At 65.8% G+C, this 11,307-nt stretch carries 8 protein-coding genes; 2 read left to right on the forward strand and 6 right to left on the reverse strand.

Annotation, left to right across the window (positions count from 1 at the left end; genetic code table 11):
- Nucleotides 1–1,869 (reverse strand): hypothetical protein (locus OXF11_13705; protein ID MCY4488152.1); only part of this gene is annotated, 1,869 nt, incomplete at its 3' end.
- 30 nt (nucleotides 1,870–1,899) lie between these two features.
- Nucleotides 1,900–2,172, reverse strand: a complete 273-nt coding sequence (locus tag OXF11_13710) for a hypothetical protein (protein ID MCY4488153.1) — start codon at nucleotides 2,170–2,172, stop codon at nucleotides 1,900–1,902.
- 62 nt (nucleotides 2,173–2,234) lie between these two features.
- On the opposite strand from OXF11_13710, the gene OXF11_13715 reads away from it, so the two are divergent.
- Nucleotides 2,235–3,335, forward strand: a complete 1,101-nt coding sequence (locus tag OXF11_13715) for a cupin domain-containing protein (protein ID MCY4488154.1) — start codon at nucleotides 2,235–2,237, stop codon at nucleotides 3,333–3,335.
- Between the two features lies 1 nt (nucleotide 3,336).
- On the opposite strand, the gene OXF11_13720 is transcribed toward OXF11_13715, so the two are convergent.
- Both OXF11_13720 and OXF11_13725 read right to left on the reverse strand, forming a co-directional pair.
- Nucleotides 3,337–4,299: an NAD-dependent epimerase/dehydratase family protein gene (locus tag OXF11_13720; protein MCY4488155.1), complete on the reverse strand. Its 963-nt coding sequence runs from the start codon at nucleotides 4,297–4,299 to the stop codon at nucleotides 3,337–3,339.
- Between the two features lie 81 nt (nucleotides 4,300–4,380).
- Nucleotides 4,381–6,438, reverse strand: a complete 2,058-nt coding sequence (locus tag OXF11_13725; GenBank protein ID MCY4488156.1) for a hydantoinase/oxoprolinase family protein — start codon at nucleotides 6,436–6,438, stop codon at nucleotides 4,381–4,383.
- A 512-nt stretch (nucleotides 6,439–6,950) separates the two neighbouring features.
- On the opposite strand from OXF11_13725, the gene OXF11_13730 reads away from it, so the two are divergent.
- Nucleotides 6,951–7,394, forward strand: a complete 444-nt coding sequence (locus OXF11_13730; GenBank protein ID MCY4488157.1) for a helix-turn-helix domain-containing protein — start codon at nucleotides 6,951–6,953, stop codon at nucleotides 7,392–7,394.
- A gap of 160 nt (nucleotides 7,395–7,554) precedes the next feature.
- Here the strand turns inward: OXF11_13730 and OXF11_13735 are convergent, their stop codons facing one another.
- Together OXF11_13735 and OXF11_13740 are read right to left on the reverse strand one after the other, a co-directional pair.
- Nucleotides 7,555–9,783, reverse strand: coding sequence for a SulP family inorganic anion transporter (locus OXF11_13735; GenBank protein ID MCY4488158.1), 2,229 nt, complete (start codon nucleotides 9,781–9,783; stop codon nucleotides 7,555–7,557).
- 126 nt (nucleotides 9,784–9,909) lie between these two features.
- Entirely contained in the window at nucleotides 9,910–11,286 is a 1,377-nt protein-coding gene (locus OXF11_13740) for a TolC family protein (GenBank protein MCY4488159.1), read from the reverse strand.
- Nucleotides 11,287–11,307 lie beyond the last annotated feature (21 nt).

The raw sequence follows: 11,307 nt of genomic DNA on the forward strand, positions 1-11,307 counted from the left end.
GCCGTTCACCCTGACGCTCTGTGTGCGGTAGCCGTCTTCGCCCAACGCGGCGGCTCCCTCTATCATGCCCTCCGCATCGAGGCGACCTATCTGGATTCCGCTCGCCTCCCTGCCGCCGGCGCCAATCGTGCCCCCATCGACGGTGATGCCGATCTCCCCGATGCCGGATTCATGACCGGCATAGACCCCGTGGGAGCCCTCGCCCCGCGTGCTGATCTCGCTACCCGTCAGGCCTATTGCGATGTTGCCTGTACCTTGGATGACGTTGCCGTCAGAATCGGTGAGAGGATTGCCAGCACCGTCCGTGGGGTTGCCATGCCCGGCATAGACGCCGTAGGCGGAGATGTCATCGGAGTCGGGGTCGGGGTTAAGGCCCGTGCTCTCTGTCGTGATGGTGACGTCCCGGACGTCAATGACGATATCGCCGGCGTCATAATGTGCTCCAGCAATGCCGCTGGCGGTTGTGCCCGTCGTCGAGATGGCGCCGCCCTGCACGTGGAGGTCGAGGCTGCCCTCGCCGGTGTGTTGCCCGAGAATGCCGCTGGCGAATGCGCCCGTCGTCGAGACCGTGAGAGCTTGCGCGTCGATGATGAGAGCGCCGGCGTCAAAATGTAACCCCAAGATGCCCAGGGCGGTTTCGCCCGTCGTCGTGATGGCGCCGCCCTGCACGTGGAGGTCGAGGCTGCCCTCGCCGGTGTGTTGCCCGACGATGCCGTAGGCGAGTGCGCCCGTCGTCGAGACCGTGAGGGCTTGTGCGTCAATGGTGACATCGCCGGCGTCAAAATGTGTCCCAACGATGCCCCGGGCGGTTTCGCCCGTCGTCGTGATGGCGCCGCCCTGCACGTGGAGGTCGAGGCTGCCCTCGCCGCGGTGTTGCCCGACGATCCCGTAGGCGGTTTCGCCCGTCGTCGAGACCGTGAGGGCTTGCGCGTCGATGGTGACATCGCCGGCGTCAAAATGTTCCCCCCAGATGCCCTGGGCGGATTTGCCCGTCGTCGAGATGGCGCCGCCCTGCACGTCAATGTCGAGGATGCCCTGGCCGCTGTGTTCCCCGAAGATGCCGTGGGCGGATTCGCCCATCGTCGAGACCGTGAGGGCTTGTGCGTCGATGGTGAGTGCGCCGGCGTCAGAATGTTCCCCCCAGATGCCCCGGGCGGCTTTGCCCGTCGTCGAGATGGCGCCGCCTCGAACGTCAATGTTCGTGTCTCCCACACCAACATGGGAGGAGACAATGGCGTGGGCGAACGTTCCATTCGTGTCGACGGTGAGGTTCCGGGCGATGAGCCTGCTGGCGCCCGCTCCTTCATGACGGCTGTGGACGGCGTAGGCGAATTCACCCATGGTCGTGAAATCGCCGCCACGCAGGTCCAATCGGAGCGCACCCGACTCTCCGTAGTGCCCGACGAAGATGCCCCGCCCGTTCGAGGTTACGTCCGCGGAGGAGACGACCGAGATCTCCCCCTGGTAGCCATAGCCCGTTTCGGTGGGCGTGATCCAGATGGCGCTATAGAGAGGGAGGCTTTCAGGGTTGTCGGGATCGATGTAGGCATCATCGCCGGGATGCTCGCGGTCATAGTCGAGGGCGAGATCATCGGTGAGCCGGATGGTAAAGTTGCCGTTCGACTCGTCGGGGCCGTAGAAAATGTTGCCGTCTGAGGGATCGTAATTGGACGGCGAGCAGACGATCTCGACCCCCGGCTCCGGCGGGCCGCATTCGTTCTCCGCCCGCGCATCCGGGGCTGTGAGCATGCAGAAGGCGGCCAGCGCAAGGGCGGCGGTCACCCGAGATATCCTGCGGGTTTGTTTGAAATCGCATGTAGAAGCGAAATGCAGTTCCTGACGCGCGGATGTGTTTTCGGCGAAAGTCATAAATTTTCTCCAATAATCACCACTTGCATATTAGGTGAATAATAGAGCATTCGCACAATAGCAAAGCGCTCGCTTCTTCGCACCCCTCCTGGCCGTGACCTGGATGTCGCTGCTCGCGCCCCACTCCTCGTAGCCGGACGTCTCGTGGGCGACCAGCGCCCAGACCTGCTTCTTGATGGACCGTTCTGCTGAAAGAGCCGGCTCGGTGAACTCTTGGAACGCTGCCAATTGCTGGGAACTGCTACCTTGATGAAGGGAAGACACGCGCTGGACGCAGGGCAGAACATCGCCGACGCCGGCCAAGTGTGCTATTCTTCCATCCGATTCGGGCGGAGCAAAGTCGAAGGACCCGGAGGACGAGTAGGATGAAGATCGAGAGTCTTGGCAACTTCGAACGCGTGGACCGGAACGCCGAGGTGATGGACACGCCCTACGACCGCTGGGTGGCATCCCAGGGAATGGACGTGATCCGGGGCTACTTCGTCGAGGACCTCAAGGAAGTGCCGATGAAGTGGTGGGACCGCAAGGGCGGCCACGGCGTCTACATCAACCTGGAAGGCGCCGGCTATCTGGACGACGCCTTCGTGGTGTCGATCCCGCCGGGCAAGAGCCTCAACCCGGAGAAGCACATTTACGACGAGCTCGTGTACGTGCTGTCCGGCCGCGGCGCCACCACTCTGTGGCAGAGCGACGGCAAGGGGCAGAGCTTCGAGTGGCAGGAAGGCAGCCTGTTCGCCATCCCGGTGAACGCCACCTATCAGCACTTCAACGGCTCGGGTGACCGGGAGGCCAAGCTCCTGGGAGTCACCAACGCGCCGCTGGTCTACAACATCTTCCACAACGAAGACTTCGTCATGAACAATCCCTACGCCTTCAGGGACCGCTTCGACGACGACCAGGACTTCCGCGGCCACGCGCGCCTTTACAACGACCGGGTACTGGAGACCAACTTCATCCCCGACGTGGCCAACATCGAGCCCATCGCCTGGGAGGCGCGGGGCAAGGGCAGCCGGACCGTGTTCTTCGAGCTGGTGAACAGCCACATGGGCGCCCACGTCTCCGAGTTCCCGGTGGGACGCTACAAGAAGGCGCACCGCCACGGACCCGGCGCCCACGTGATGATCCTGTCCGGCGAAGGCTATTCCTTGATGTGGCCGGAAGGCGAGGAGAAGCAGCAGTTTATCTGGAAGCCCGGCTCCCTCGTGGTGCCCCCCGAGGGCTGGTTCCACCAGCACTTCAACTCCGGCCCCCAGCCGGCCCGCTACCTGGCCCTCAAGATGCTCAGCCGCATGTTCAAGCTGGTCCCCGGCCCCATCCAGTCCGACGTCCCCCTCAACCAGGGCGGCTGGCAGATCGAGCACGAGGACGAAGACGACGACCTCATCCAGCTCTTCGTCGACTCCTGCGGCGCCTCCGGCGCCAAGGTCGACATGCCCCACATCCTGGAACGGCAGGGGGCGGCCTGACCTACCGCGGCCGCAGCCGCTCGATGGTGGCGATGTAGTCCTTGATCCCGGCTTCGAGGTCGTAGGCCGGGGTGAAGCCCAGGTGCGCCGTGGCCTTGCCGATGTCGAAGATGCAGTAGCTCTTCTTCTCGGTCATGCGGAACTCCAGCCCCGAGCTGATCTCGATCTTGCTGTCGGGATAGAGCCCGCCGAGGACACGCTTGAAGTCGTGGAGCGTGACGCCCACGCCGGTGCCGATGTTGAAGGTGCGCTCGGCGGGGTCCTTGACCTGCAGGCCCAGGATGATGGAGCGGGCCACGTCGCCCACGTAGAGGGCCTCGTTGGACTGGTCACCGCCCTCGGCCGAGAATCCCTCGCCGGACATGACCTTCTCGATCATCTGGCCGTAGAGCGACAGCGCGCCGTGGCGCACCTCCTTGCCGGGACCGTAGATGGAGCCGAAGCGCAGCACCACCGAGCTCACGCCGTACTTCTTCTGGTAGTAGGTGCACAGGGTCTCGCAGCACACCTTGATGGTGCCGTAGAGATCCGCCGGGCTCTGGGGGTGCTCCTCGGCCACGGGCACGTAGTCGGGGTAGGCGTGCTTCCCGCCGATCTCGCCGTACACCGCCTTGGAGCTCGTGAACACCACCCGCTCGAGCCCCCGGTGCCGCGCGATCTCGAGCACGTTGAGGGTTCCGTCCACGCCGACCTTGATGCCCAGGGCCGGGTCCGTCTCCGCCGGAATGGGCATCAGCGCCGCCAGATGGGCCACGTGCGTGATGCCGTTGTCGACGATGATCTTGTCCAGGCCCTCGGGGTCCAGGATGTCCCCGATCACCAGGTCCACGTCCTTCTCGATATCCGAGATCAACGAGGTGTCCATCCGGTTGTCCATCAACACGGGGCGCACACCGTCCCGGACCAAGTGCCGCGCGGTGACCGCGCCGTTGACTCCCATGCCGCCGGTAATCAGAATCTTCATGTGATGCCTCCGTCCCGAGCCACGCATCGGCCCGGACACGGGCGGGTCTGAAACCCGCCCCTACATTTCCACTGCATGCCGTCACGCAACGCGCGTGAGATCCAGGTTTCCTTCCGGGTCGACGCGTAGCGCCCAGCCCGGCTCCACCACCGTGGTGGACGTCTTCTCCTCGACGATGACCGGGCCGGCCAGGGCCGCGCCCGGGGCCAGATCGTCCCGGCGGAACACCGGCACGTCGTGCGCACCGTCGAGCATGACGGCGCGGCGGCGCTCCCTGGCCGCAGGCTCCCGCGCGCCCGTATCCTCGCCCCGCGACAGCTCCGGTTTCCCCAGCGACGCGTAGGCGGAAGCCCGCAGGTTCACTACCTCCACCACCTCGTCGTCGGCCCGGTGCCCGTAACGCTGCTCGTGGGCCTGGCCGAACCGGTCGCAGATCTCCTCGACGTTGAGCTTCGCGGGGTCCTTGGCGATGGGCACCGTCAACTCGTAGGCTTGCTCACGGTAACGCATGTCCAGCAGCCAATCAACACGGATCGAATCCTCGGCCGGCCCCTGGGAGGCAAGCTCGCGCCGGACCTCGTCCTCGAGTTCGCGCAGGGCCGTCACCGCGCCCGTCAGGGTGTCCGGGTCGAGGGCGAAGACCTTCGTCGTGACCGCGTCCGAGCGCAAGTCGGACAGCAGCATGCCGAAGGCGCTGAAGTTGCCCGGGTCGGCGGGGACCAGTATCCGCCCGATGCCCAGGGACGAAGCCACCGCCGTGGCCAGGGTCGGCCCCATGCCGCCGAAGGGAGCGAGCACGAAGTCCGCCGGATTGAAGCCGCGCTCGATGGTGATGGTGCGCATGGAGGCGACGATGTTGGCCACCAGCACGCGCAGGATTCCCAGGGCCGCCTCGTCCTCCGACATGCCCAGGGGTTCGGCCACCTCGCGACGGATGGCCTCCGCCGAGAGCGCCGCGTCGATGGCCATCTCGCCCTGGAGCAGCGCCCGCGGATTCAGGTGGCGGAGCTGCACCAGCGCGTCGGTCAACGTCGGCTGGTCGCCGCCGCGCATGTAGCATGCGGGTCCGGGCACGGCCCCCGCGCTCTGGGGGCCCACCTGGAGCACCTTGCCGTAGCGCACCTGGGCCAGACTGCCGCCGCCCGCTCCCAGGCTCTCCACCTCCACCGAGTCCACGCGCACGGGATGGCGCCCGATGCGCCACTCGGTGCGGAACAGGGGTCTTCCCGGGATCAGCGACATGTCGCTGCTGGTGCCGCCGATGTCCAGCGAGATGAGGTTGGCGACATCGTTGCGCGCCCCCAGCTCGTGGGCCGCCACCACCCCGGCCACCGGTCCGGACATGAGCGTCTGCACCGGGAACCGCGCCATGGCCTTGGGCGCCCCGATGCCGCCGTTGGACTTCATGAGGAAGGGGTGCGCCGCCGGGAAGTGCCGCAGCACGGTCTCCTCCATGCCGGAGAAGTACTGTTCCATGCGCGGGCCGAGATAGGCGTTGAGCACGGTGGTGGCGGTGCGCTCGTACTCGCGCCACACCGGGTTCACCTCCGACGACCGCGACACGAACAGACCCGGATAACGCGAACGGATGTGCTCCGCCGCCAACCGCTCGTGCTCCGGATTCACGTAGGAGAACAGGAACGCGACGGCCAGGGCGTCAATGCCCTGCTCCATGAGCCCGGCCACGGCTTCATCGACCGCGTCCAGGTCCAGCGGCACCATCACCGCGCCGGACTTGTCCAGGCGTTCCGGAACCTCGGCCACGCGCCGCCGCGGCACGAACCGCTTGCCCCCGGGGTAGAAGATGTTGAAGACCTCCTCGCCCTTCCACTGACGCGCGATCTCGTAGACGTCGCGGAATCCCAAGGTGGTCAGCAGGCCGGTGCGGCTGCCCTTCTCCTCCAGCACGGTGTTGAGCGCGTGGGTGGATCCGTGCAGCAGGTAGGACAAGGCATCGTCGCCCCACTTGGCGCGCAGGTCCGCCAGCACCCCGTCGAGCACCTCCAGCGGCGCCGCCGGATTGGACGGCACCTTGCGCACGTCAAGGATGCGCCCGGTCCCCTCCTCCAGGACCGTAACGTCCGTGAATGTGCCGCCGACGTCGATGCCGACCCTGTACCGACCTCGTGAATCACTCATAACTAGTTGGTATATCTGTGATTCCGAGGCGTCATGAACTGTGAATCGCTAAGCGGTTCGATCCATGGCGGAAGCATACTGTAAGCGGATTCACTTCAGTTTGCGCGCATCCCAGCGCGCCTCTGTCGCTCTGTCCGCCGTCCAGGTGCCTCTGGACCCTCCAACAACAAGGTTCCGGAAACTTGATTTCGCCCCAGTAGTGGCTCCGCATTTCGAACATGCGCATCCGAGTCTACCTAGCATACGAGATCAATCTCGTCGACGAATCTGCTGCTCTGCCACCACCGGCTGGGTCGAAGGTGCCGTCATGCCCTTGCTTCAGCTCGACGACCGCCCAGCGTGGTCCGCCGGAAGCCACCGGGGGGTCGTCTCAAAATTACACCGGCAGACCTTGATCGGTAGTGGCCCATGGGAGCCTGAAAGGTGTCGTTTGCAACGAATATGGCATTTATGTTATTTGAGTGAGTATTGCTGTTGCCGAAACCGAGGCGGTGCCAATGGGAAATCGAGCCATGAAGGACGGAGAGGCTGGGTTTGCGAGCGGGCGGGACGCATTTCTTGCAGACCATATCGGCAGGAAACTGGCAGAGTTGTCGGATGGGACTGAGCCGGTTGCGGTTCGATTTGGCGCTGCCAGCGAGGAAACGGTCGAGATTCCCGCCCAAGCGCTGCGGCTTCTACGCGAGATTCTTGACCAGATGGCGCGTGGCAATACAGTTACGTTGACGCCGGTTCAGGCGGAGTTGACCACACGGCAAGCGGCCGATCTCCTGCAGGTTTCGAGGACGTTCCTGGTACGGTTGCTCGACGAGGGACGAATCCCATGCCGTAAGGTCGGCTCACATCGGCGTGTGCGGACCGAAGACATTCTCGCCTATCGTCGGGATACGGAGTCTCGTCGCCGAGATGCCCTGGACGAGTTAACTGCTCAGGATCAAAAACTCGGCTTGCAATAGCCAATGAACCGCTCATCCATAGAACATGTAGCCGCGCTTGAGCGAATGGGGCTCACACGAACGGCCTCAGTTCTCTGGAATCACAAGGATGTCATCTAGCGTTCAAACAGCGGACAGTGATGCACGCGTTTCCTGCGTCCTGGGAACCGCGGCACGTTCTTCAACTCGACTCCTCGTCGCCGTCGGATTCCTTCCCCGCCCCTCCGGCACTCGATCCGGCCTCCAGACGCCCCGTGAGCAAGTAGCGGTAGAGGTCGAGGGCGACGCCCTGCTCGTGCTCCTCCAGCCAGCCCCGCGTGGCCGGAGTCAGCACCATGGTCCTGCACGGCTCGTCCGCGAGCACCACCGGCGCCGCCTCGTCCGGCCATATGGCATCGCCCGGGCTGAATTGATGGAGACGCGCGCCGGCGTCATCGTAGGCGGATGCGCGACCGGAAAGCAGCAATTGCAGACCGTCTTGCGGCGCGTCCGGCCCCGCAAGTGGCTCCTGCGCCCCGTACTCGTGGGGCGTGAGCCAGCGTCCAAGCTCCTCCATCAGGTCCTCGAACTGTATCTGCCGCTCCAGATAACGCTCGACGTCATCGGCGGTTCGCTCCAGCAACGCGGCGCGGCGCGCGTCCGGCGTGGTCTCGTCCGCCTTCCACGCCTCGATCACCATCTCCTCGCAACGCTCGAGACCGCGCTCGACATCCGCCTCGAACAACAACTCGGTGAACACGGCCGGCGGCAGATTGCGCTCCAGGCCGAACCTCAAGGTCTCGGACACACCGCTCAGAACCAACCGCACCCCGGCCGCGTGCGCCGCCTGCAGGAACCTGCTGAGCGTGTTCACGGCCGAGAAGTCGAAGCCGGACACGGCCGTGAAGTCCAATATGAGGGAGGAAGGACGGGAGGGACCGTTAAGGGATTCCTTGAGGCGATCGGTCAGCGGGATGGCGCTGCCGAAGAAGATGTAGCCGCGCAGCCGGTAGGCGTGCACGCCCTCGCCTTCCGCCAGCAGGATGGCGCGCTCGGGTACGGAACGTACCTTGTTGCTCTGGCGCTCGCGGGCGGTGAACTCGGCTTCGATGGGATCCACGCGGCTGAGCCGCACCGCGAAAAACACGAGCGTTGCCAGCATACCGGCGGCCACGCCCTCGAACAGCCCGAGGGTGACGATGACCACGAAGATGAGGAGGATGATGCCGAACTCGGACGGCGGCAGCCGCCGGCGGCTTCTCACAAGCCCTTCGTCCAGCATGCCGAGGCCGGCGAAGGTCAGCATCCCCCCCACGATCGCCGTAGGGACGATTTCCAGCATGCCGTCGCCAAGGAACAACGCGCTGCCGATGACGGCGGCCGTGATCACGCCGGTCAGCCGGGTAGCGGCCCCGAAGAGCTTGCTGCGAAGCGAGGCCGGGACAACCAGGGTCGCCACCGTGCCACCGCCCAGGCCGCTGACCATGCAGGCAACCCCCGTCGCCGTGAACTCCCCGTCCCAGTCCAGCTCCTGGTCGACGGCAAGCTCGAGGCCGGCCACGTTCATCACGATACAGATAAAGGCGATCAACACGAGAATCAGCATTTCGGGCGCCTGACCGGCCATCGCGGCCCAGTCCACATGCGCCACATCGGCCGGCCCCAGGACCGGCCACAGGCGCCCCCCGGCCGTTCCCGTGAGCAACAGCCCCTCCGCTCTCGCCTCCTCGCCGGAAAGCCCCAGGGCGGCGAAGACCAGGTGATGCGCGCCGACGGCCAGCGCGACACTGATCGGCAGGATCAGCGCATGGCGCAAGCGCTTCATCAGGAGATAGAGCCCGATTCCGAAAACCACACCGGGCACCCATATCCAGAACACGGAAGGCTCCACCAGCGCCGGGAGCGTGCGCCAATCCAGCTTGGCCCCCATCAGCGACATGGCGGCGAGGCACACGGCGCCGCCGATCCCGGCCACGAAGCCGCCGGCCACGGGATAGGGGATGAAGCGCACCAGGTTGGCGAGCTTGAACCACCCGATCATGAGGCAACACGCTCCGGTGCCCATGGCGCTGATGATCAGCGCGCCCGCCGCGGTGACGAACAGCGCCTCGCCGCGCGCGTCCACCGTGGTCGCCACCGAGGCCATGACGATCACCAGCGCGGGAGACAGCCCGGCGATCACCCCGCGGTAGCCGCCGGTGAAGGCGATGATGAGGCAGGAGGCGAAGGTCCCGAACAGCACCAGGCCGACGCCCTGGGAGGAATAGGGCGCCAGCGGGCCGGAGTATATGGCGGTGCCGAAGGCAACGTAGGCGACGAGCAGGCTCAGTCCGGAACTGAGTCCGGCGGTGAGTGCCGGAACCAACTTCCCGGACGCGACGTCGGCGCGAAGCTCGGACATCAGGTCCGGGGGCCGGGGCTTCGCGGTCACTGCCTCGTGGTCGTGCATCCGGAGGCGACGTTAACCATATTGCCATGGCCCGCGCAATACCGGTGGCGAGGAACATGGCGGGAGGCCGGTGCCGGCAAGTCGAGCACGAGGGCCGGCCGATCCGCGTCAGCGTTGTTCCACGCGCTGGACATCGATGCCCCACCGGTCCAGCGTCGTGCCGAGCGTCCGGTCGAGCGCGGTCAGGGCGTTGCGGTAACCGACCACAGCGTCGACCTCCCTGTTCTGCGCCCGCACCAAGTCATCCTCGAACCGGGCGATCTGGAACGCGGACGACAGACCCACTTGCAGCTTGCGCCGTTCGACGTCGAGCTTCCGTTCGGCCAGATCGCGTCCCACCCGCGCGAGATCGATCTGGCGTAGCCCGACGGCGACATCGTGCACCGCCCTCCTCACCTCGATGCGGATGGCCTGGCGCGTCTCTGCCAGCCTCAATTCGGCCTGCCGCAGACCATTCCGCGCCTTCTGCCACGCGCGCCTGGAAGAACGGTCCCACAACGGTACGGTCAGGTTCAGCTCTCCGCTGTAATCCGTCCGTCCGGGCGTACGGCCGCGCGCAACCTCGGCGCGCAGCGAGAGGTCCCAACGCAGATCGTTCTCTGCCACGCGCACGTCGAGCCGCGCCAATGTCACTCCGACTTCGGCCCGCAGGTAGTCCAAACGACGCTCGAAGGCCGTCTCGATGCTCTGTTGCAGATCAGGCCGCAGGCGCGTGACACCAGGCTCCTCCCGCGGCTCCACGCGAGCCGTGTCCCGAAGGTCAAGAACGTTGACGAGACCCGAGTTGGCCGTGGCGAGGCGGCTCTCGGTCTCGGTCAGCGCATACTCCTTGTCCGCGACCTGCGCCTCCGCCTGCACGAGTTCCTGCTGGGCCATCTGGCCGGCCTCGACCAGCGCCCGATTCACCGTGAGTTGCGTGCGCGCGCGCTCCAGGGCGTCCCGCGCGATGACGTTCTGGCGCGCCGCTCTCAAGACTCCCCGGTAGGCATCGATCACGGACCCGATGACCCTGCCGATCCGATCTCGAAATACCCGCATCGCGATGCGGTCCTGCATGCGCGCCCCGATCAAGGGAGCGATGTCGACTTCCGTGCCGAACCCCTTGAGAAGCGGCTGTGAAAAGCTCAGGGCCGTCGTACCCCTCTTGGGCCCTTGTCCGCCCACACGCTGCTGCCAGTCAAGCCGGAATTCGCCACCGGCGGGAACCCGCAGGGTCGGTCCGAAGGAGATCTTCGTGTCTTCGTCCGCGCGGCCCCGGGCGACGGTGGAGGCTTGGATGCGCGCGCGCGGCCGGTAGCGTTCCTCGGCCTCCTCCAGCGAGAGCTTCTGGTCCTGGCGATCGAGTTGCGCGGAGGTCACGGAACGGCTGTTCTCGAGCGCAACCCGGATCGTGTCCTCGAGAGCGAGCCGGAGAATCTCCTTCCCGCCGTCGGGTTCAGCCCCCGGGCACGGCGACCACAGCATCACGAGGAGCAACGACGCCATGGAGGCCTTCCAACGCCTGAA

Source organism: Deltaproteobacteria bacterium (assembly GCA_026712905.1).
Lineage (GTDB): Bacteria > Desulfobacterota > Binatia > UBA9968 > JAJDTQ01 > JAJDTQ01.

Excerpts from the sequence above, each read along its gene's own strand:
- OXF11_13715 (MCY4488154.1), top strand. The coding sequence starts at position 2,235 with ATGAAGATCGAGAGTCTTGGCAACTTCGAACGCGTGGACCGGAACGCC.
- OXF11_13720 (MCY4488155.1), bottom strand. The coding sequence starts at position 4,299 with ATGAAGATTCTGATTACCGGCGGCATGGGAGTCAACGGCGCGGTCACC.
- OXF11_13725 (MCY4488156.1), bottom strand. The coding sequence starts at position 6,438 with ATGAGTGATTCACGAGGTCGGTACAGGGTCGGCATCGACGTCGGCGGC.
- OXF11_13730 (MCY4488157.1), top strand. The coding sequence starts at position 6,951 with ATGAAGGACGGAGAGGCTGGGTTTGCGAGCGGGCGGGACGCATTTCTT.
- OXF11_13740 (MCY4488159.1), bottom strand. The coding sequence starts at position 11,286 with ATGGCGTCGTTGCTCCTCGTGATGCTGTGGTCGCCGTGCCCGGGGGCT.